We start from the raw sequence: 19,738 nt of genomic DNA on the forward strand, positions 1-19,738 counted from the left end.
GCTGCAAGCTGAAGTCGAGACACGCCAGCGCTGATCTATCGTGTCTCGACTACGCTCGACACGAACGGGGGAGGATTAGACCCCCTATTCGTGCCGAAGCGCGTCGATGGGGTTCAGGGCCGCCGCCCGCCGGGCGGGGAAGAAGCCGAATACCACCCCGATCAGCGCCGAAATGCAGAAGGCAAAGACGTTGATCTGCGCGTCGAACGTCCACGGCACCTGCATCAAAGGCGTCGCCACCGCGATGGCGATCTGGGCCAACAGCAGGCCGATCGCGCCGCCGAGGCAGGAGAGCACGACTGCCTCAACGAGGAACTGCAGCAGCACCTCGCGCTGCACCGCGCCGATGGCGAGGCGGATGCCGATTTCGCGGGTCCGTTCCGTCACGGAGACGAGCATGATGTTCATGATGCCGATGCCGCCGACCACAAGGCTGATGCCCGCCACCGCCGCGACGATGCGGGTGAGCAGCGTCGTGGTGCCGGTCAGCGTGTCGGAAATCTGACGGGTGTCGAAAATGTTGAAGTCATCTTCCTTGCCGCCGGTGATCTTCCGCCGGTCCCGCAGCAGGTCGGTGAGGGAGGCCTGCACCTGCTGGGTCGAATAGGCTTGATCGACGCCCACCATCAGCAGACGGATATCCGTCGTCCCGGTAAAGCGCCGCTGCACGGTCTTGATCGGCATGATGACGACATCGTCCTGATCGCCGCCGAAGCCGGCCTGTCCGCGCGTGCTCAGCGTGCCGACGATGTCGCAGCTGACGTCGCCGATGCGGAAGCGCTTGCCGATGGCATCGTCGCCCCGGAAGAGGTTGCGCTGCACGGTCGAGCCGATGATGCACACGGCCTTGCCGGCGGTTTCCTCCGCGGGGGTAAACATGCGCCCGGCGCTCAGTGGCCAGGGCTGCACCTTGAAATAATCCATCGTCGTGCCGTTGATCGTCGTCGACCAGTTGGCGCCCTCATAGATCGCCGTCGCGCTGGCCTGCGCCTGCGGGGCGACGGCCGTGACCCCGGCGACCTGCTGCTGAATGGCCGTCACATCCGAGGGTTCGAACTCGGGCGGACGCGGCCCGCCGCCACCCCGGCCGAAGCCCTGGCCGGGCCGCACCTGCAGGATGTTGGTGCCGAGCGCCGCGATCTGCTGCTGCACGGCGGCTGTCGTTGCCTTGCCCAGCGTCACCATGGTCACGACCGCCGCAACGCCGATGATGATGCCCAACGTCGTCAGGAAAGAGCGCAGCTTGTGCCGCAGGATCGAGCGCAGCGCGAGGAGGAAGGTGGTGCCCAGCATCAGTGCATCGCCTTTTTGCCGGCGCCCTGTTCGATGCGATCGACCAGCCCGTCCTTGAAATGCACGATGGTGCGGGCGAACTCGGCCATGTCCGGCTCGTGCGTCACCATGAGCACGGTGATGCCCGCATCGCGATTGAGGCCGCTCAGCAATTCCATGATCTCCACCGAGCGCTCGCTGTCGAGATTGCCGGTGGGTTCGTCGGCGAGCAGCACATCGGGATTGGTGACGATCGCGCGCGCGATGGCGACGCGCTGTTGCTGGCCACCGGAGAGCTCGGCGGGCGTATGGTCCCACCATTTATCCAGCCCGACCTTCTCGAGCGCGCTCATCGCCGCCTCTCGCCGCGCATCCTTGGCATCGCCGCGGTAGAGCAGGGGGAGCTCGACATTTTCGAGCGCCGTCGTGCGCGCCAGCAGGTTGAAGCCCTGGAAGACGAAGCCGAGATATTTGCGGCGCAGCAGCGCCCGCTGATCCCGGTCCAGCGTCTCGACATGCACGCCCTTGAACATGAAGGCGCCGGAGGTCGGCACATCGAGGCAGCCGAGAATGTTCATCGCCGTCGATTTGCCGGAGCCGGACGGGCCCATGACCGCGACGAAATCGCCCTGCGCCACGTCGAGGTCGACGCCCTTGAGCGCCTGGAACGCGGTCGCGCCCTCGCCATAGACCTTGGTGATGCCGCGCAGGGAAATGAAGGCGTTATCGGCCACTGCTGGCGGCCCCGCTGAGCTGGCTGGTGATCACGTTCATGCCGGGCTTGAGGTCGCCGGAGAGCACTTCGGTATGGAAGCCGTCGGTGTCGCCGGTGGTGATCTGCACCGCTTTCGGCTTACCGTCGTCGCCCAGCACATAGACCTGCTGCTGCGCGCCGCGACCCACGGTGACGCTGCGGTCATTGCCGCCGCCTCTGCGGCGCGGCCCCATCGAGAGCGCGCCGGTGATGCCGGATTGGCCGCCGCCGGCCTGACTGCCGCCCTGCCCCTGCGGGGAGAAGCGCAGCGCCGCGTTGGGCACGAGCAGCACATCCTTCTTGTCGGACGTGACGATATCCGCCGTCGCGGTCATGCCGGGGCGCAGGTCGAGCTTTTCGTTATCGACGCTGAGGTCGGCGGCATAGGAGACGACCTGACCCGTGGTGCCGCTCGCGGACGTGCTCGACGTCGAGGATGCGCTGGCCGCGCTGGCCGACAGATTGGAGCCGATGTCGACCCGTGTAATGACGGCCGGGAAGGTCCGCTCAGGGAAGGCATCCACGATGAACGTCGCCTTCTGGCCTTCCTTGACCGTGCCGACATCGGCTTCGTCAATGGCCACCTCCAGCTTCATCTTAGAGAGGTCCTCGGCGATCACGAACAGGGTCGGCGTGTTGAACGAGGCCGCGACCGTCTGGCCGGGGTCGACCTGACGGGCGAGCACGACGCCCGCCACGGGCGAGCGGATGATCGCGCGGGCGCGCTGCGTCTGGTTCTGGGAAAGCGCGGCCTGGCTGGCGACGACATTGGCCTCGGCCACGCGCAGCGCAGCCTGCGCGCGCTGTACATTGGCGCGTCCGGTCTGCAGCTCGGTTTTGGAAGGGACACGTCCGCCGGAAAGTCGGGCGACTTCCTCCAGCCGGGCAAGCTGCGCCTGCGATTCGGAGAGCGTGGCCTTGGCCTGCGCCACCTGCGCCTGATTTGCGGCGAGCTGGGCGCGGCCCTGACGGATCTGATCCTCGATCTGCTCGGGGTCGATCTCGGCCAGCGGCTGGCCCTGCGTCACACGGTCGTTCACGTCCACCAGCACGCGCACCACCAGTCCGGAGAGCTGCGAGCCGACCGTCACCTGATTGGTCGGCGCCAGCTTGCCGGTCGCCGAGACAGTGGTGACGAGGTGGCTGCGCTGCACCGGCGCGGTCACATAGCCGGGCGCCTCCGCGCTGCCGAAGAAGCGCCAGGCGAGCAGGATGAGCAGCAGCGCGCCGGCGACGATGGCGACCCATTTGAAATGGCGACGCCAGGCCGGCTGCGGCTTCACGCCGAGGAAATCATCGAGTTGCTGATCTGCCATGCTTGTGCTTCCGGTCATTGAGGCGCGGTCGGCGTGACGGTGGAATCCCACCCGCCACCCAGTGCGGTGTAAAGAGCGATCAGGGCGGTTGCCTTGTCGGCGCGGGCTTGCACCAGGCCGTTGCGGGCCGAGATGAGCGAGGCTTCCTGCGTGTTGAGCGTGGTGAAGTCAGTTAGGCCGGTGCGATACTGGTCCCGCGCGAGCAAAGCGGAGGTGTTGGCCGCATCGAAGGCGATGGCGAACTGTCGTTCCCGCTCACCGGCGGTGCGCAGCGCAACCAGCGCGTTCTCGACATCTTCCAGCGCGGTCAGCACGGTCGACCGATAGCTGGCGAAGGCGCCTTCCGCACCCGCCTGCGCGGAGCGGATCTGGGCGCTGGTGCGGCCGCCATCGAAGATGAGCTGGCTGAGGCTCGCAAACAGGCTGCCGGTGATCGTATCGAGCACGCTGCCGATGCTGGTGGCGCCCGCGCTGAGGCTGCCGCCGATACTGAGCGCCGGGAAAAGCTGGGCGCGCGAGACGCCGATCTGTGCGGTGGTGGCGGCGAGGTTGCGCTCTGCGGCGCGCACGTCGGGGCGCTGGCGCAGCACGTCGGCGGGGATGCCTGCGGCGATCTCCTCCGGTCCGTGGGGGATAGGCTTGGGCGCTGCCAGCATCTCCTTGAGCGCGCCGGGTGCCTGCCCGGTCAACACGCCGATGCGGGAGACGGCGGCATTATACTGCTGCTCGATCTGCGGCACGCTGGCGGCAGTCTGTGCCCGGCTTGCCCGCGCCTGCTCGGCATCCAGCGAAGAAACCAGCCCGGCTTGCACGCGGAAGCCGGCGATCTCCAGATTATCGTCCTGAATCGCGAGGCTCGACCGGGCATTCTCGATCTGCGCCTGATAGGCGCGCGCCAGCACATAATTGCGCGCGACCTCGCTCTGCACCGAGAGCAGCACGGTCGCATAATCGAAGCCCGCGCCTTCATATTGCGCCCGGCTGGCCGCCACGGAGCTGCGCACGCCGCCGAAGAGATCGAGCTGGTAGCTGGCGTCCAGCCCCAGCGAAAAGCTGTCGGTGCCCCCATCGCCGACGGTCACGACCGAGCCATCCGGCAGCGTCGTTGCCCTGTCGCCGCCCCGCAGCGGCTCGGTCCGGCGGTAACCGGCCGAGCCACTGGCCGAGGGGAGAAGGCTCGAGCGGCTGACCACCAGCGCCTCGCGCGCCTGCCGCAGCCGCGCCGTCGCCTGTGCGAGGTCGAGGTTGGATTGCGCGGCCTGCTCCACCAACTGGCCCAGCACCGGATCATCGAAGCTCTGCCACCAGCGGGTCAGGTCCGCCCGGTCCGGCGTTGCCGGCACGGACCATTGATCGGGCACCCCCAGAGCCGAGGCGCTTTTCGGCTCATAAGCGGGAGCCATGGTGCAGGATGGCAACAGGACGATGCCCGATAGCAGCAGGAATGCGCGGTTCATGCCCGATGAATGGGTGAGCGCGCAATTTTCGTCCAGCCGCAAATTGTCACAAATTATACCGAACGGGTGGATTGCCGCTACGGAACGCTGCGCGAAGCGGCCTTATTCATTCCTTAAGATATTGATGGTTAAGGAAGTTGTTCGGTGAATGCGCGTCGATTATCATGGCTGCAACAGGGCCGGATCGTCGATAGCGACGCACCAGGACGGAGCCCGATCTTCTTCGAGAGAACAGCATGATGAACGTGAGGCTTGGCGCTGCGGCGCTCGCATTGTCTTTGGTGTCGGTCCCCGCTTTGGCGACCTCGACCATTACCGACGGGATCAACAACCCAGCAGGCCAGTGGGCCGGCATCGACTATTGGGGTGTCCAGGTCTCCCAATTCTCGACCGTGGACCAGACATTCACGTTCAATCTGCCGAGCTACAGCAAGGTGGATCTGTTTCTGAGCGGTTCGCCGAAATTCCAGTTCACGGACATTTTGCTCAACGGCACGAGCATCGCCAGCAATCTGACGCCGGGCTGGAGCAACGCGCTGATCGGCTCCGGCTTTGCCGATGCCGGGTCGGTAACCCTCCAGTTCAAGGCGAACTACACCTGCCCCGATTGCTGGGGCGACTGGTTTGGCGGCTATGTGCAGGTGAGCGAGGCGGCCTATAATCCGCCCGTGACGCCGCCGGCCTCCAATCCCATTCCTGAGCCTGCGACCTGGGCGCTGATGCTCGGCGGCCTAGCGTTGGTCGGCATCGTCATGCGCCGACGCAAGGTGTCGGTCAGCTTCGGCTGACCGGTTCCGTCCGTCGCAAAAGGAAGAGAGGGCCGGACTTCCGGCCCTTTTTTCATGGGTCATGCCGGAGCAGGCATGCGGCCCTCTCCGCCAGCGATGGCCAGCACCAGCCTTTCCAGCACGACATTGTCGTCCATCCGCCAGATGCCGATCCGGTGCCGCCCGGCCTCAACCGGGCCGAGGTCGGCGGTCAGGCGTACGCTATTGTCGATGACCGCCTGGGCCCAGCGCTGCTTGGCGGGCGTGTCCTGTGCGCCGCCCGTCGGCTCCAGCACGGCCCGCAAGACCGTGACCGGGCCATCGTCCAGAGACACGCCGAGCGCGACTCCGGCCTGTCCCATCGTGTCCAGCGTGGGGACGAGATAGGCCGTGATCTGGCCGGTCCCGGCCTGGGGGACGTCCACCTCATAATCGAGCGCGACCCCGTCGGCCGGCGTGGTCGCGGGACGACCTTGCGGAAGGGCCACCATCGCACTGCCGCCCTGGCCGAGATGAGCGATGGGCGTCCAGCGCAGGCCCTTGGCCTGGCGCGCGCGGGAGAAGTCGTTCGCCGCGATCGTGATGACGCGGGGGTCTGCAGGGCGGGGCGTGACGAAGAGGGGGGCGCCCTTCGTCGTGCCATCGCCGACCCGCGATATGCTGGGCATGCTCTGTTGGGTCGGCTGCTGCCAGATGACATAGCCGATGTGCACCTGTGCCATCATGCCATCCCACTTGCCGCCATTGAGCCTATGATAGTGCGCGGTCAGATCGGCATCGCGCTGGTAGCTCGTTTCCACCATGTCCGCGAAATGGTTGGCGCGCGGGTCGTTGTCCTGCGCCAGCCGCTTGTTCCACGACGCGCCATAATAGAGCCGGTACAGATTGGCCATCGCGCTGATCGGGTAAGCGAGGAGCTGATCATAAGCATCGTGCTGCTCGGGGCGTAGCCGCGTCCGCGTGGCGAGCATCCGGCGTTCGAGCGCATCCCACTCAGCGACCAGCGCCCCGAACACGCCGCCGTCCAGCGCTCGCGGTGTGACGTCGCCCAGCGGGAAGCTGTCCTGATCGATCAGTTCGGGTTTTCGCCGCGCGGCATATTGGCTGTAGGCCGTCATCATCGCACCGATCGCCTCGGCCTGTTCGGGGCCGAACGTCGCCGCCGCCCAGCGCATCGGATAAGCGGCCAGCGCCTGCGGCGTCATGGCCTCGGGGTTCCAGGCCATCGCCAGGAAGAAGCTTAGCGGATATTCCATGGGCTTGATGTCACCTACATTGACGATCCACATCGCCCGGGCATCGCGCTGATAGGCGAGGTCCATCTGCTGCCAGACCTTCTCGATCTGGTTGGTGTTCAGCCACTTATAGTTGCGCGGCACACCCACATAATCGAAGTGATAATAGACGCCATAGCCGCCGCTGCGGGGTTTCGCGGTCGGATCGGGCAGGCGGCGGATCTGGCCCCAATTGTCGTCCGCGAAGAGCAGGATGACATCGTCGGGCACCTGCATGCCGTGATCGTAATAATCCTGCACTTCCTTGTAGAGCGCCCAGACCTGCGGGGTCTTGTCCGCGCTCTGCCCGGTCGCCTGCGCGATGATGCCGCGCTGGTCCGTCACGATCTGTTCGAGCAGCGGGATCGCGGTGCCTTCCGCCATGGCTTCGTCGCCATCGCCTCGCATTCCGATGGTGACGACAGACTCATAGCGCCCGCCATTCCCTTTCGACATCATGCGGGCGATCCCGCCGCGCCAGAATTCGCGCAGATTGTCGGCGTTGGTCGTGTAATCCCAGCGTCCGCCGGTCACGCCGCCTTCAGGATTGCGGTGCCACTCGTCCTGCGCCCGGAGCATAGGCTCGTGGTGGGAATTGCCCATCACCACGCCCATTTCATCGGCAAGGGTCATGTTCTGCGGGTCGTCGGCGGCGAAAGCGCGCGGTGCCCACATCGCCGGCCAAAGATAATTGCCCTTGAGGCGCAGCAGAAGCTCGAAGACATGGGCGTACATCGCGGTGTTGAAGCCGCCGAACGTCTTTTCCGCCCAACTGCTCAGGCAGGGCGCCTCGTCGTTGATGAAGAACCCACGATAGCGCACCTTGGGCTGATCCCGCACCGGCGTGGCGGAGATCGACACATCCCGCCGCCGTGCGACCGGCACATCGGCAAACCAATGCCATGGCGAGACGCCGAGCTGCTCGGAGACATCATAGGTGCCGAACACGGCGCCGCGCCGATCTGATCCCACGATCACCAGCGCGCGCTCGATCCCCTTGGCCGGATGATCCACGACGATTCGCCGAAAGGCTTCCCAAGCCCCCGCGAGATCGCCCACGTCGATCTTTCCGGCAGCGATCAGACCGTCGATCAATCGGCTTTGGCCCAGCACGCCGATGATGACAGCCACGCTGGAAGGCGCTCTCCCATAGCCTTTCGACACGCGCGCAGCCGTGCCGCACACCCGCCCAATATCTTCCGCGAATCGCGTGGCGACATGGCCCACCGCACTGTCGGCCTCGCTATCGATTATCACCCCAGCCGGCACGCCGCTGCGGATCAGCGGGAAGGGCGCTTGCGCCCCCAATCCCAGCGTCCGGGCGCGCGCGGCGAGTGGAGAGCCTAGCAAAGCGAGCGTCCCGGCAGCCGCGCCTCCCATCAGCCGTCGCCGCGTGACTCCGCTGGCCGCGTGCTCGCGCATGATCCGCTCCCTTCACTCTTCGCCTGTCTGCGGCGCCTCAGCGCATCATCGCGCGTTTTACTCCGACAAATAAAGTGCAAATAGTTGAGCCCGCTGTCAAATGCATCGTTCCGTTTTAATACGGTTTTCGGTCGAGCAGAGGCATGCCGGTGGCAGTGCTTCTGCGGTCATCAATTGGGCATGACGCGCTAACGCTAGCGCGGTCGGAGCGTGCCATATCCCAGAATTTCTGCCATTCTGGCGGGGTTTGGACTTCCGCGCTCAACGCCGTTGGCGCAGGGAACTCTCCATCGCGGCGCCAAACGATCCATTTTTTGCCTCAAATCGAGTGCCCGCAGCGCCGCTCGGCGCGCGATTTTTCCCACGCGGATGGCAATTGCTCCGCCCAAAAAAGGGTGTAAACGCTCAAGGCAGCAGAAGGTTGCACCGGCCTGTAAATGCTTCGGGGCGTCGACGGGGGACTTTACGTGATCAAAGATGTGATTGTTGGTTGGCGTCGCCGTTCCATGAGCCCCGTCTCCTATGCCAACCCTGTGGGCGATGCGCTCCAGGCGTCGGGTTCGCTGAGGGACTCAGTCGTTCGATTGATGGACGGAATTGCCGGCTATAAGTGGGCTGGCGAGACAGCGCCCGAGGTCCCCAACACAACTGCAGACGCGCATCTCAATCAAGTGCAACAGCGGCGCGTTTTTGCCGGACTGTCGCGCAGTTTTCATCCCGATGAGCGCTCGGATGCGATGCACCTGAGCGCCGACCTGAATGCTCTCGACGATCGCCGGACATCCATCGGCGTCCTTTGAGGCGAAATAGGGCGAGGTTGCAACCACTCTCACATCCGTGAGGAAATGGTGCCGGATGCAGGATTTGAACCCGCGACCTTCGGTTTACAAAACCGCTGCACTACCACTGTGCTAATCCGGCAAGGTCGCAACTCCCTATGATTTCGCCGCGCGGGGGTCAATCCGCAATGCGGCTCGGCCGCAAGGTCACGGCCCGGTCTGCATCTCCCGCGCCCAGGCGCGCGCCGCCTCCAGACGGGCAGTATTGACCGCGCAGATCAGCGCGTCGGCGCGGTCAAGAAGGATGGGATCGCGACCGGATCGGTCAACACGCCCGGCATCGCCGGGCGCGGGCAGGCCGGGGCGATCGGGAGCACAGGCAGGGGGCGCGGCTGGCAGGCGCACAACGCGATCACGATAAACAAGGGTAAGAGCCTCGCTCTTCTGTTCGGCAACATCGTTGAGCCTCCTGTTGTGGACGCGCAGCGCGGCGACCTGCGCGTCGAAATCCGCCTGCGCCTTGGCCTGAGCGGCGCGATAATCGTGACGAACCTTTGCGAGTGCGGCGGCATGGCGTTCGCGCAGATGGTCCACCCGCATCCCCCATGCCAGCGCGAGAATAAGAGCGAGGGCGAGCGCGCAGGTGGCGGCGGGCCATCCTTGCAGCGTCACAGGTTGGTCAGGCAGAGCCGGCGCTCTGCCTCGCGCCGGTTGACCAGCCCCTGTACGCGCCGTCCATCGACCATCACCCAGAGCCGGAACGCATCGCAGCCGCCCGGCCAATCGCCCGCATTGAACCGCCGCGCGACTGTCGAGCGCGCAAAGGCCGCTTCACCAATATTGTAGGTAAGCGAAATAGCCGCCGCGAACTGATAGGGCCGATCCTTGAGCGCTGGCACGGCGCGCAGCACCGCGGGCGCCCAGTCGGCGGCCAGCGTTCGGTCCAGCATCGCCGCGCATTCGGCGGGCGTGTAACGCCGCATCGGCACGCGGGTCTCGCCGGTGCAGACCGTCCAAATGCCCGCCATGTCACGATAAGGGTCGGTCCGTGTCCCTTCCCATCGCGCGATGAACGGCGCCGCGATCATGATGGCGAGGCCGATGAAAGCGCTGCCGACCGCGCCGCCCAGCAGCGTGTCCCGCGCGTTCATTTGCTCAAGCCCTTGAAGGCCGCGAACGCGGCGATCATCGAGGCGATGAAACCCGCCACCCATCGGCTCCAGCGCAGCCAAAGCTTCGCCGCGCGCCAGGCTTCGATCACTTCCATGGTCCGCTTGGTGTCCTGTTCGACCAGCGCAAGCCGCTCGGATGCTCGGCCGATTTCCTGCGCCTGCCGGTCGACCGTTTCGGCAAGGCTTTCCACCTTGCCGATCAGTTGATCCAGCTTCCGCGCGAGTTGTGGGCTGGTCATCTTGTCACCACGTCCTTTGCGTCGCCGTCGCAGCGGTAGAGCGCCACGATGTCCGGTTCATCGCCGGTGAGCGGGCCGCTCGGACAGGTGTAGGTCGCGCCGCTGTAGCGCTCGCTGTTGAACACCGCCCATTCATCCAGCGCGCCGCCGGTGAGCCCGTATTCGCCGTTGTGGTTGCGGAGCGAATAGCCCGAGGTGGCCGGCACGATCGTCTCGCCGAACGCGGCATAGCTCTCGCGGGTGCCGGGAAGGCCATCGGTGACGTTGGTCACATAGAGCGCCAGCCCTCCCGGCCCGGCTTGGCAGGCGACATGGTAGCGCTTGCCCGGCGCCAGCACGGTGGTGCCGGTGAGGCCGCTCCATACGCGGAGCTTGCCGGCGCCATCGATGGCGACAAAGCGGGAGCCGTTGCTTCCGAACCCGCCGAACAGCACCTGGATCGCGCCGGGGAGCGGGTCCGGGCAGGTGAAGAAGCCCTCGACCGTGATCGGCGCGAAGACCGGGCTGTAACTGCCACGCGCGGTGCCGCCGGTCATCTGCTGGCCGAACGCCGCGCCACCGGTGCTGGCGGCGTAGGTCGTGCTCGTCTCGGCCATGCTGAGCGGGCTGATCGGCGGGATGAAGCCGCTCGGCGGGGCATTGATCGCGCCGCCCGGCGTCGGCGCCGCGATGGCGATGGGGAGCGTGCTGCCCTGTACGATGCGGCCGGTGGTGATGCCGTCTCCATCGGTCCGGTCATCGCGGATCGTGTCGGTCGCCGCACTGGCCGGGCCGCTCGGGAAGTAGACCCAGAGGTCGAGCTCATGCCCGGGGCCGGGATCGTTGGCGAGCGTGATTGCGAGCGTCGTGGCGTTCACTGCGCTGACCGATGCCACCGGGAAGCGGTTATCGGTCGCGTTGTTGGCCATCGGGTTCACCCGGCCGCGCGGGAACACCCACAAGCGGTTGCCCGGCGTGCCGCTCAGCACCAGCGCGCCCTGGCCGACATTGCTCAGCGTAAGCGTGATCGTGGTGCCGGATCGGGTGGCGGAGAGGGGCGCGGGGCCAAGGCCCGCGCTCGCGCCATAAGAACTGCGCAGGGCGCGATAGAGATGCCGGGCCATGGTCAGCGATCCGGCCTGCGTCTGGTGGATGCCGTCGCCGCTCATCAGCGCATCGTCCATATGGACATAGGTGCCGTCATTGGCCGCGCACCAATCCTGCGCGCCCTTGCGGATGCGGCTCACCTGCCACGGCGTGCCCCAGCTCCGCAGCAGCCCCATGGAGGGGATGGTCCAGACGAGGCGGGCGAATGACGGCAGGCTGTTCAGCGCGGTCAGCTGGCTGAAGAGGGTGCTCAGGGCCTGGCCATAAGCCTTGGGCGGGATACCATAGAGGGCCTCGGTATGGCCCTGGCCCCAGACAAAGGCCTCGAAGCCATTGCCGGCCCGGTTCATCACCTCGGTGAGCGCCGTCCAGTTGCTCTGCCCGCTATAGAAGCTGGCGATGGTGGTGCCGCCGACTGCATGGCCGACAACGCCACAGTTGACGCCGGTCAGCGCGATCATGCGGTTGAGATACTCACCGACGCCGACGGAATTGGGGCCGGTGCTATTGCTCATATCAGCCGGCGTCTGCCATGGCATGGTGGCGGCGGCGGGATTGTAGGTGTTGCCATCCACATAGCGCGCCAGCACCGCGCTGTTGGCATCCGGCGCGATCCCAAGCGAGGCGAAGGTCGCCGTCGAATCGGTGGCCTGTCGCCCCAGCATCCGCACGGTGAGCGACTGACCCGCAAAGCCGGTCAGCATGCCCATGCCGACCTTGACGGTGCCCAGCTGCCAGGCGCCATCCGCGCCCTTCAGATCGACTAAGAACCAGCCAAGCCGCGCATCCACGCCGGTAACGTCGACATAGGTGGCGCCGTTTGCGATCGTGCCGGCGGTCCACGGCCCCTGCAGGATCGTTGTTCCATCCTCGGCGGAGCGGATACGCACCCCGACCGTGCCGGCGGTGACGGTGCCGGACAGCGGCACGCGGATCGTGCCGGTGCCCTTGCCCTGGCCACCGCCGCTGTTGGTCGTGCGCTGGTATATCCGCTTCTCTTCGTAGCTCGGGAACTGCGCCAGCGTGAAGCCTGCGCTGTAACTGGCCGCGATGAGCGCCGCAGCGACCGGCCCGACGGGGTCCGCATCGGCCGACCCACTGCCGCCGGCCCCGCTGGCCAGCTCGCGCAGGTTGATCATCGATCCCATATCGGCGGCGGCCAGCACATAGCTGTTGGCGGTGGCGCCTGCGATGGGTACGCCATCGCGCAGCCACTGCCATCCCGTCGCCGCGCCGTTCACGATGATGCCGCCCAGAGCGGTCAGCATATCGCCGACGCGCGGAGGGCTGGCGGCGCCGGTCATGGCGGGTCTGCTCGTCCAACTGGGGGCGGGCGTCGGGGTTGGTGTAGGCGTCGGCGTCGGGGAGACGCCAAGGGGCCGATGACGGCGCGCAGACCCTGCAGCGCCGAAACCAAATCCGGGACCGACCATCAGGCAAGGCCCACAATGTCGGCCGCGGTCGTGCCGCTGGCGCGGATGTAGCGAGCGCGGATGTCGAGGATCTGCCCTGACGCGACATTCTTGAGCACCACGTCCGTGCTGGAGCCCGCCGCGCGCAGCGTGATGGCACCGCCTGTCCCGACATAGATGGCCTTGGGCAGAGGGTCGATTTCATTGGTGGCGTGGGGCGTAATGGCAAAGGCCTCGCGCGCCGGCTGGGTGAGGGTGTCGGTCTGGGTTTCGAAGCGGTCGGCCATGTCCGTGTCTTTCCTGTGGCAGGTGCCGCGGCCGAATCGCCGCAGCGCCCATAAGCCACCGAATCGGTGCTGTAGGACAGGGGAAATTTACCTATATGGTGAAATCAGGGTGCGGGCGTCTTTTCTTTGAATAGGCATACATCGCTGATGATGCAGCGCCAGCATTCGGGCTTACGGGCTTTGCAGACATAGCGGCCGTGCAGGATCAGCCAATGGTGGGCATCACGTCGGAAGGGCTGAGGGACGCGCTTTTCCAAGCCGTTCTCGACGGTAAGAACCGTCTTGCCAGGGGCCAGCCCCGTCCGGTTGCCGACCCGGAAGATGTGCGTGTCGACCGCAAAGGTCTCCTCATCGAACGCCGTGTTCATCACCACATTGGCTGTCTTGCGCCCCACGCCCGGCAGGGTGGTCAGCACGTCCCGGTCGCGCGGCACTTCGCCGCCATAGGTCTCCACCAAGGCCTGCGAGAGCGCGATGACATTCTTGGCCTTGGTGTTGAACAGGCCGATGGTCTTGATGTGTTCCTTGAGCGCCTCCTCGCCGAGCGCCACCATGTCCGCCGGCGTTTTCACCGTTTCGAACAGCCGCCGTGTCGCCTTGTTGACGCCTGCATCGGTCGCCTGCGCGGAGAGGACGACGGCCACCAGCAACTGGAAATCATTGCCATAATCCAGCTCGGTGCGCGGCTCGGGATTATGTTCCGCCAGTCGCGAGAACAGCGTGAAAATCTGGTCGCGGTTGAGAATGCGCTGGCGGCTCAAGACCTACAGCCCCAGCACATCCGCCATGGCATAGCGCCCAGGCGCCTTGCCGATCAGCCATTGCGCGGCCTTCACCGCACCACGGGCGAAGATGATGCGACTCTCGGCCCGGTGACCCAGCTCGATCCGCTCTTGATCGGCGGCCAGCACCACAAGATGGTCGCCCGCGACCGATCCCCCGCGCAGCGCCGCAAAACCGATGTCGCCGGCCTTGCGCGCGCCGGTGATCCCGTCGCGCCCCCGCGCGCTATGCTCGGCGAGGCTGATCCCGCGCCCGGCCGCCGCCGCTTCGCCGAGCAGCAGCGCCGTGCCGGAAGGAGCGTCCACCTTGTGGCGGTGATGCATCTCCAAAATTTCGATGTCCCAATCGTCGCCCAGTCGCGCGGCCGCTTCCCGAACGAGCGCGGCCAGCAGATTGACCCCGAGCGAGGTGTTGCCCGTCTGCAGCACCGCGATGTGCGTCGAGGCGCGGTCGATGGCGGCGTGATGCGCTGCTTCGAGGCCGGTCGTGCCAATCAGCAGCGGCTTCCCCGCCGCGACGCAGGCATCGAGATGCGCCTGCAGCGCGCCGGGCACCGAGAAGTCGATCAGCACCTCGGCGCTGCCCGCAAGGCCCATCGCATCGCTGGTGATCGCCGCGCCTTCTGCGCCGATGGTCCCGCCCGGCTGACTGTCCGTTCCGCCCGCCACCGCAATCCCGGCATCCGCCGCAACCCCCGCGATCGCCTGACCCATGCGCCCCCGCGCGCCAAAGATGCCGATCGCCGTCATGATGCTTGCGTCCTTCGCCCCAAATCTGTCTCATCGCGCCGATGCCAGACTCGAACGCACTTGTCATCCTCACCGGCGCCGGGATTTCGGCAGAAAGCGGCCTGGAGACCTTCCGCTCGGAAGATGGCCTGTGGGCGCAGCATCGGATCGAGGATGTCTGCACGCCCCAAGCGCTGGCGCGCGATGCTGCGCTGGTCCATCGCTTCTATGATATGCGTCGCGCCGCATTGGACCGCGTTGAGCCCAATCCCGCGCATGAGGCGCTGGCCTGGTTGGAGGCGCATTGGCCCGGTGAGCTCCTGCTGGTCACGCAGAATGTCGATGATCTCCACGAGCGGGGCGGCTCGCGCAACCTCCTCCATATGCATGGCGCGTTGAACAGCGCGCTGTGTGCCGCCTGCGATTACCGTCTGCCGTGGACCGGTCCTCTCCCGCCTGCAGCGGCGTGCCCCACCTGCGGCGCGCCCGACCTGCGGCCCGACATCGTGTTTTTCGGAGAGATGCCTTATCAGATGGCGCGGATCGAAGCGGCGCTGGCCCGTGCCGATCTGTTCGTGTCGATCGGCACGTCGGGCGCTGTCTATCCGGCCGCCGGGTTCGTCCGCATGGCGCAGGCCTATGGCGCGCGGACGCTGGAGCTGAATCTCGAACCTTCAGAAGGCAGCGCCTGGTTCGATGAATCCCGCCTCGGCCCGGCGAGCCAGCTCGTGCCGGCATGGGTCGAGGAGATGCTGGCGTCCTGAACGCCGCTGCCCCGCGCTACCCTTGCGCCGGGCGGATTCGACTGCCAGATCAGACCGCATGACTGCCGATCCAAAAAATCCCCCGATGCGCGCCGCGATGATCCCGGTGACGCCGCTCCAGCAGAATTGCTCGCTCATCTGGTGCACCAAAACCATGCGTGGCGCGCTGGTCGATCCCGGCGGGGATCTGGCGCGGCTCAAAAAGGCGGTGGCGGATGCCGGCGTGACGCTGGAGAAGCTGCTCGTGACGCACGGTCATATCGATCATTGCGGGCAGGCCGGCGTGCTCGCCAAGGAATTGGGCCTGCCTATCGAAGGGCCCCATGAGGATGATCGCTTCTGGATCGCGCGACTGGATGATGATGGCAAGCGCTGGGGCGTACCCGGCGAGCCGTTCGAGCCGACACGCTGGCTGGTCGATGGGGATACGGTCACCGTCGGCGAGCTGGTGTTGGATGTCATCCATTGCCCCGGCCACACGCCGGGTCACGTCGTCTTTCATCACGGCCCGTCCAAGCTCGCTATTGTCGGCGATGTCCTGTTTCAAGGCTCTATCGGCCGTACTGATTTTCCGCTCGGCAATCATGAGGATCTGATCGCGTCGATCACGCGCAAGCTCTGGCCGCTGGGTGGTGAGACGATCTTCGTGCCGGGCCATGGCCAGCCCAGCAGCTTTGCGCATGAGCGGGCCAGTAACCCCTTTGTGGGCGACAGCGTCACGGGCGTGCGCGACTGATGGCGCGATGCGGCCTTCCTATCACCCAATGTCCGGTCTGGTCCCGCAAGCGCCCAGTTTGTCCAATGAATCGGTTGCACCATCAGGAAAAAGCGCTATAGGCGCTCACTCTCGCGAACGCCCGGCTCTCGGTTGGCCGCGGTCCTCTGTGGCCGCCAAGACGCCTTTGCAGGCGGCCAGGCAAGCGAACCCGTTATTGATGTTTTGCGTTTTTTAGACAGGTGCCCTCATGGCTGTCCCAAAGAGAAAAACTTCGCCGTCCAAGCGCGGCATGCGTCGCAGCCATGACTCGCTGCGCGTGGAATCCTATCAGGAATGCCCCAATTGTGGTGAGCTGAAGCGCCCCCACAATCTGTGCACCGCTTGCGGGCACTATAACGGCCGCGAAATCATCGCGATCGGCGCCTGAGGCCCGACCGGGGAATCATGCTGTGAAGACGCCGCGGATCGCGATTGATGCGATGGGCGGTGACGAGGGCGTTCGCGTGATGATCGCGGGCGTTGCCTTGGCGCGTCGTCGGCATGAAGGGCTGCAATTTCTGCTCTTTGGTGACGAGACGCGGATTCGTGCCGCGCTCGCCAACCACCCCAATCTCTCGCAAGCCGCTGAAATCGTTCACACCGACAAGGTGGTGAACGCGGGCGACAAGCCCAGTCAGGCGATCCGCCAGTCCCGCCAGAGCTCGATGGGCCTGGCGATTCAGGCTGTGAAGAACGGCGAGGCGCAGGCTGCCGTCTCCGCCGGCAATACCGGCGCGCTGATGGCGATTGCCAAGCTTGCTCTGCGCACGCTGCCGGGGATCGACCGGCCCGCCTTGGCGGCATTCCTGCCCACGCTGGGCGACAATGATGTCGTCATGCTCGATCTCGGTGCGAACACCGAGTGCGACGCGCGCAATCTCGTTGAATTCGCGGTCATGGGCGCCGCTTACGCCCGTGTCGTGCTCGATCTCGAGATGCCGCGCGTGCGCCTGCTCAACATCGGCACAGAGGATCTCAAAGGCACTGACGAAATTCGCGATGCCGCTGCGGTCCTTCGCAAGGGCATCGGCCTGCCGCTCCGCTTCGATGGCTTCATCGAGGGAGATAAGATCGGCTCGGGCGATGCGGATGTGATCGTCGCCGAGGGGTTTGCCGGCAATATCGCGCTCAAGACGGCTGAAGGCACCGCCCGGTTCGTCACCGACGTGCTGCGCCGTGCCTTTACCAGCTCGTTGCGCTCCAAGGCCGGTTTCCTGCTCTCCAAGCCGGCGCTGCACCTGCTCAAGGTGCATCTTGATCCCAACAATCATAATGGCGCCGTCTTCCTTGGCCTCAACGGCATGGTGGTGAAGAGCCACGGTAGTGCCGACGAAAAGGGCATCGCCAACGCCGTCCACGTCGCCGCGCGGCTGGTCGAGGAAGATCTGAGTGCCCGCATCGCGCAGGACATCGCCCGCGTTGGGCCTATTGGAAAAGAGGAACTGGTCGCCAAATGACCTTGCGGTCCGTGATCGAAGGGACCGGGTCCGCCCTGCCCCGGCGCCGTGTCGACAATCATGAGTTGGCGCAGACAGTGGACACGAGCGACGAGTGGATCGTCGAGCGGACCGGCATTCATGCTCGCCATTTGGCCGGGGAGGGCGAAACGACCTCCACGCTCGCGGTCGAGGCGGCGCGCAAGGCTTTGCAGGCGGCAAATGTCCCGGCCACCGAGGTCGATCTCATCATTCTGGCGACCACGACGCCCGATCAGACCTTCCCGGCGACGGCCACGCGCGTTCAGACCGGTTTGGGCATCAATGATTGCGTCGCGTTCGATGTGGCGGCCGTGTGCTCGGGCTTTCTGTACGCGCTGACGGTGGCGGACAACATGATCCGTGGCGGCGCGGCAAAGACCGCGCTGGTGATCGGCTCGGAGACGATGAGCCGGCTGCTCGACTGGGAAGATCGCGGCACCTGCGTGCTGTTCGGCGACGGCGCGGGCGCCGTGCTGCTGCGCGGGCAGGATACCGATGAGGAGGCCGGGCGGGGTATTCTCGCCAGTCGCCTCCACGCCGATGGCCGGCATAACTGCCTGCTCCATACCGACGGCGGCGTCTCGACCACCGGAACGGTCGGCAAGTTGCGGATGAAGGGGCAGGACGTCTTCCGCCACGCGGTCGTCAACCTTGCGCAGGTTCTCCGCGAAGTGCTCGAGGCGGCCGATATCGCAGTCGAGGATATCGACTGGGTGGTCCCACATCAGGCCAATGCCCGCATTCTAGATGCCACGGCGCGCAAGCTGGGCCTGGAAGCGGAGCGGGTGATCGTCACCGTCGATCAGCATGCCAATACCTCGGCCGCGTCGGTCCCGTTGGCGCTCGATACCGCCGTGCGGGATGGGCGCATCAAGCGGGGCGATCTCCTCGTGCTGGAAGCGATGGGCGGCGGCTTCACCTGGGGCGCGAGTGCCCTGCGGTTTTAGCCCGTGTTCTGATAATCTTATTTTTCAATAATATCACGAAATAACTGCGGCTTGTTTCGATTCTTGCCGATTGCATTGTAAGAGTTTCTGCCGCAGAGACTGCGATGTGGCCTGTTGGGGGACAGGGCACGCTTGGTTTCGTTATTTGGGGGCGAAATGAGTTCAGAAGACACGTTGACCCGCGCTGAGATCGCTGATCGGCTCAACCGCCAGATCGGCCTCTCGCGGTCTGAATCCGCGCAGATTGTCGAGCAGGTGCTCGACCTTGTGAGTGAGGCACTTGAGCAAGGCGAGAATGTCAAAATTTCCGGTTTTGGGACGTTTGTGCTGCGCGACAAAAATGAGCGCGTCGGGCGCAATCCGAAAACCGGCGTCGAGGTGCCGATCACGCCGCGGCGGGTTCTCACCTTCCGGCCTAGCCAGACGCTGCGCGAACGCGTCGCCGGCGCCTGAATATCTCACGGTTAACTGTCGCGTGATGGGCTCGTGCGGTCGGTCGCGGATTGACCCGCTCGCCTATCTCGTTGCAGAATAAGGCATGGCCAAAGATGACGGCGCGTTTCTGACGATTGGAGAGCTGGCTCGTGAACTGGGCGTGGCGCAGCATATCTTGCGCTACTGGGAGACCCGGTTCCCGCAGCTTCGTCCGCTTCAGCGTTCTGGTAATCGCCGCTATTATCGGCCAGCGGACGTGGAACTTGCGCGTCGGATTCATCGACTGTTGAATGAGGAAGGCTTTACTGTGCCAGGTGCGCAGCGGGCCTTGGCCGGCGTGCGCAAGGCGGCGTCGGCGCCTTCCACCCCTGAGGCAGACGCAGCGCAACCCGCTGAGCGGCTCATGCAAGCGCCTCCGCCGGCAGCGAGTGACGGGCGTCCCAGTCCGACACGCACCGCAATGGACGACCTGTTTTCGGGGGCGGGCGTCGATCGGCCGATCCGCCCGCCCGCGCCGGCCTCGCCGGACATCTCCACGGTGATCGCAAGGCTAAGGGTGATCCGCAACAATCTCGAGGAGGCGCTCAACCCCGGTCGAGCGGCCTGCCG

The 19,738-nt window shown here is 65.6% G+C and carries 19 protein-coding genes, 1 tRNA gene and 2 pseudogenes; 9 read left to right on the forward strand and 13 right to left on the reverse strand.

Annotated features, from left to right (window positions below):
* Window positions 1-84: 84 nt before the first annotated feature.
* From M2343_RS01605 to M2343_RS01620, 4 genes are read right to left on the reverse strand one after another with little or no spacing between them, the layout of a single operon-like run.
* Window positions 85-1,293: an ABC transporter permease gene (locus M2343_RS01605; RefSeq protein WP_181560226.1), complete on the reverse strand. Its 1,209-nt coding sequence runs from the start codon at window positions 1,291-1,293 to the stop codon at window positions 85-87.
* Entirely contained in the window at window positions 1,293-2,006 is a 714-nt protein-coding gene (locus M2343_RS01610; protein ID WP_264575342.1) for an ABC transporter ATP-binding protein, read from the reverse strand. The genes M2343_RS01605 and M2343_RS01610 overlap by 1 nt, the downstream gene beginning before the upstream one ends.
* Entirely contained in the window at window positions 1,996-3,342 is a 1,347-nt protein-coding gene (locus M2343_RS01615) for an efflux RND transporter periplasmic adaptor subunit (protein WP_264575343.1), read from the reverse strand. The genes M2343_RS01610 and M2343_RS01615 overlap by 11 nt, the downstream gene beginning before the upstream one ends.
* A 14-nt stretch (window positions 3,343-3,356) precedes the next feature.
* Complete coding sequence (locus tag M2343_RS01620) at window positions 3,357-4,799, reverse strand: efflux transporter outer membrane subunit (protein WP_264575344.1); 1,443 nt, start codon at window positions 4,797-4,799, stop codon at window positions 3,357-3,359.
* A gap of 692 nt (window positions 4,800-5,491) precedes the next feature.
* Here M2343_RS01620 and M2343_RS16705 point away from each other — a divergent pair.
* A pseudogene (locus M2343_RS16705) lies at window positions 5,492-5,587 on the forward strand (PEPxxWA-CTERM sorting domain-containing protein); the annotation flags it as partial.
* 59 nt (window positions 5,588-5,646) lie between these two features.
* Here the strand turns inward: M2343_RS16705 and M2343_RS01630 are convergent.
* Entirely contained in the window at window positions 5,647-8,262 is a 2,616-nt protein-coding gene (locus M2343_RS01630; RefSeq protein WP_264575346.1) for a glycosyl hydrolase 115 family protein, read from the reverse strand.
* 467 nt (window positions 8,263-8,729) lie between these two features.
* Here M2343_RS01630 and M2343_RS01635 point away from each other — a divergent pair, with 467 nt between their 5' ends.
* Window positions 8,730-9,062, forward strand: coding sequence for a hypothetical protein (locus M2343_RS01635; protein WP_264575347.1), 333 nt, complete (start codon window positions 8,730-8,732; stop codon window positions 9,060-9,062).
* 46 nt (window positions 9,063-9,108) lie between these two features.
* Here M2343_RS01635 and M2343_RS01640 read toward each other — a convergent pair.
* The 8 genes from M2343_RS01640 to dapB form a co-directional block, all read right to left on the reverse strand.
* Window positions 9,109-9,183: transfer RNA gene (locus M2343_RS01640), tRNA-Thr, on the reverse strand.
* Window positions 9,184-9,248: 65 nt separating this feature from the next.
* A complete protein-coding gene (locus M2343_RS01645; RefSeq protein ID WP_264575348.1) occupies window positions 9,249-9,713 on the reverse strand; it encodes a hypothetical protein in 465 nt (154 codons plus the stop codon).
* Entirely contained in the window at window positions 9,710-10,192 is a 483-nt protein-coding gene (locus tag M2343_RS01650) for a lysozyme (RefSeq protein ID WP_264575349.1), read from the reverse strand. Before M2343_RS01650 ends, M2343_RS01645 begins: the two co-directional genes overlap by 4 nt.
* Window positions 10,189-10,452, reverse strand: coding sequence for a hypothetical protein (locus tag M2343_RS01655; protein ID WP_181560218.1), 264 nt, complete (start codon window positions 10,450-10,452; stop codon window positions 10,189-10,191). Before M2343_RS01655 ends, M2343_RS01650 begins: the two co-directional genes overlap by 4 nt.
* On the reverse strand, window positions 10,449-12,842 hold the full coding sequence (locus M2343_RS01660; protein WP_264575350.1) for a sialate O-acetylesterase: 2,394 nt from the start codon (window positions 12,840-12,842) through the stop codon (window positions 10,449-10,451). The genes M2343_RS01655 and M2343_RS01660 overlap by 4 nt, the downstream gene beginning before the upstream one ends.
* Window positions 12,843-12,970: 128 nt before the next feature.
* Entirely contained in the window at window positions 12,971-13,237 is a 267-nt protein-coding gene (locus M2343_RS01665; protein ID WP_264575351.1) for a spike base protein, RCAP_Rcc01079 family, read from the reverse strand.
* Between the two features lie 104 nt (window positions 13,238-13,341).
* Window positions 13,342-13,998 (reverse strand): endonuclease III, encoded by a 657-nt coding sequence (nth, locus tag M2343_RS01670; protein ID WP_264575352.1) that lies wholly within the window; start codon window positions 13,996-13,998, stop codon window positions 13,342-13,344.
* A gap of 3 nt (window positions 13,999-14,001) precedes the next feature.
* Entirely contained in the window at window positions 14,002-14,769 is a 768-nt protein-coding gene (dapB, locus tag M2343_RS01675) for a 4-hydroxy-tetrahydrodipicolinate reductase (protein ID WP_264575353.1), read from the reverse strand.
* A gap of 41 nt (window positions 14,770-14,810) precedes the next feature.
* Here dapB and M2343_RS01680 point away from each other — a divergent pair, with 41 nt between their 5' ends.
* The 7 genes and pseudogenes from M2343_RS01680 to M2343_RS01710 form a co-directional block, all read left to right on the forward strand.
* Window positions 14,811-15,512: an NAD-dependent deacylase gene (locus M2343_RS01680; protein WP_264575354.1), complete on the forward strand. Its 702-nt coding sequence runs from the start codon at window positions 14,811-14,813 to the stop codon at window positions 15,510-15,512.
* Between the two features lie 58 nt (window positions 15,513-15,570).
* Window positions 15,571-16,248, forward strand: a complete 678-nt coding sequence (locus M2343_RS01685; protein WP_319799380.1) for an MBL fold metallo-hydrolase — start codon at window positions 15,571-15,573, stop codon at window positions 16,246-16,248.
* Window positions 16,249-16,477: 229 nt separating this feature from the next.
* Window positions 16,478-16,657: a 50S ribosomal protein L32 gene (rpmF, locus tag M2343_RS01690; RefSeq protein WP_264570885.1), complete on the forward strand. Its 180-nt coding sequence runs from the start codon at window positions 16,478-16,480 to the stop codon at window positions 16,655-16,657.
* Between the two features lie 22 nt (window positions 16,658-16,679).
* The gene (gene plsX, locus M2343_RS01695; protein WP_181560212.1) at window positions 16,680-17,726 is read left to right on the forward strand and encodes a phosphate acyltransferase PlsX; all 1,047 of its coding nucleotides are present in this window, start codon (window positions 16,680-16,682) and stop codon (window positions 17,724-17,726) included.
* Window positions 17,723-18,694, forward strand: coding sequence for a beta-ketoacyl-ACP synthase III (locus M2343_RS01700; protein ID WP_319799381.1), 972 nt, complete (start codon window positions 17,723-17,725; stop codon window positions 18,692-18,694). Before plsX ends, M2343_RS01700 begins: the two co-directional genes overlap by 4 nt.
* A gap of 156 nt (window positions 18,695-18,850) precedes the next feature.
* On the forward strand, window positions 18,851-19,147 hold the full coding sequence (locus M2343_RS01705) for an integration host factor subunit alpha (RefSeq protein ID WP_264570883.1): 297 nt from the start codon (window positions 18,851-18,853) through the stop codon (window positions 19,145-19,147).
* 85 nt (window positions 19,148-19,232) lie between these two features.
* Window positions 19,233-19,508, forward strand: a pseudogene (locus M2343_RS01710) (MerR family transcriptional regulator); the annotation flags it as partial.
* Window positions 19,509-19,738: the final 230 nt, after the last annotated feature.

This window comes from Sphingobium sp. B8D3B (genome assembly GCF_025961875.1).
Classification (GTDB): domain Bacteria; phylum Pseudomonadota; class Alphaproteobacteria; order Sphingomonadales; family Sphingomonadaceae; genus Sphingobium.

What these genes read in the sequence shown, in the direction of transcription:
- M2343_RS01700 (WP_319799381.1), top strand. Translation starts at nt 17,723, where the DNA reads ATGACCTTGCGGTCCGTGATCGAAGGGACCGGGTCCGCCCTGCCCCGG.
- M2343_RS01620 (WP_264575344.1), bottom strand. Translation starts at nt 4,799, where the DNA reads ATGAACCGCGCATTCCTGCTGCTATCGGGCATCGTCCTGTTGCCATCC.
- M2343_RS01680 (WP_264575354.1), top strand. Translation starts at nt 14,811, where the DNA reads ATGCCAGACTCGAACGCACTTGTCATCCTCACCGGCGCCGGGATTTCG.
- M2343_RS01650 (WP_264575349.1), bottom strand. Translation starts at nt 10,192, where the DNA reads ATGAACGCGCGGGACACGCTGCTGGGCGGCGCGGTCGGCAGCGCTTTC.
- M2343_RS01605 (WP_181560226.1), bottom strand. Translation starts at nt 1,293, where the DNA reads ATGCTGGGCACCACCTTCCTCCTCGCGCTGCGCTCGATCCTGCGGCAC.
- M2343_RS01705 (WP_264570883.1), top strand. Translation starts at nt 18,851, where the DNA reads ATGAGTTCAGAAGACACGTTGACCCGCGCTGAGATCGCTGATCGGCTC.
- M2343_RS01615 (WP_264575343.1), bottom strand. Translation starts at nt 3,342, where the DNA reads ATGGCAGATCAGCAACTCGATGATTTCCTCGGCGTGAAGCCGCAGCCG.
- M2343_RS01660 (WP_264575350.1), bottom strand. Translation starts at nt 12,842, where the DNA reads ATGACCGGCGCCGCCAGCCCTCCGCGCGTCGGCGATATGCTGACCGCT.
- rpmF (WP_264570885.1), top strand. Translation starts at nt 16,478, where the DNA reads ATGGCTGTCCCAAAGAGAAAAACTTCGCCGTCCAAGCGCGGCATGCGT.
- M2343_RS01655 (WP_181560218.1), bottom strand. Translation starts at nt 10,452, where the DNA reads ATGACCAGCCCACAACTCGCGCGGAAGCTGGATCAACTGATCGGCAAG.
- dapB (WP_264575353.1), bottom strand. Translation starts at nt 14,769, where the DNA reads ATGACGGCGATCGGCATCTTTGGCGCGCGGGGGCGCATGGGTCAGGCG.
- M2343_RS01665 (WP_264575351.1), bottom strand. Translation starts at nt 13,237, where the DNA reads ATGGCCGACCGCTTCGAAACCCAGACCGACACCCTCACCCAGCCGGCG.
- M2343_RS01630 (WP_264575346.1), bottom strand. Translation starts at nt 8,262, where the DNA reads ATGCGCGAGCACGCGGCCAGCGGAGTCACGCGGCGACGGCTGATGGGA.
- M2343_RS01685 (WP_319799380.1), top strand. Translation starts at nt 15,571, where the DNA reads ATGACTGCCGATCCAAAAAATCCCCCGATGCGCGCCGCGATGATCCCG.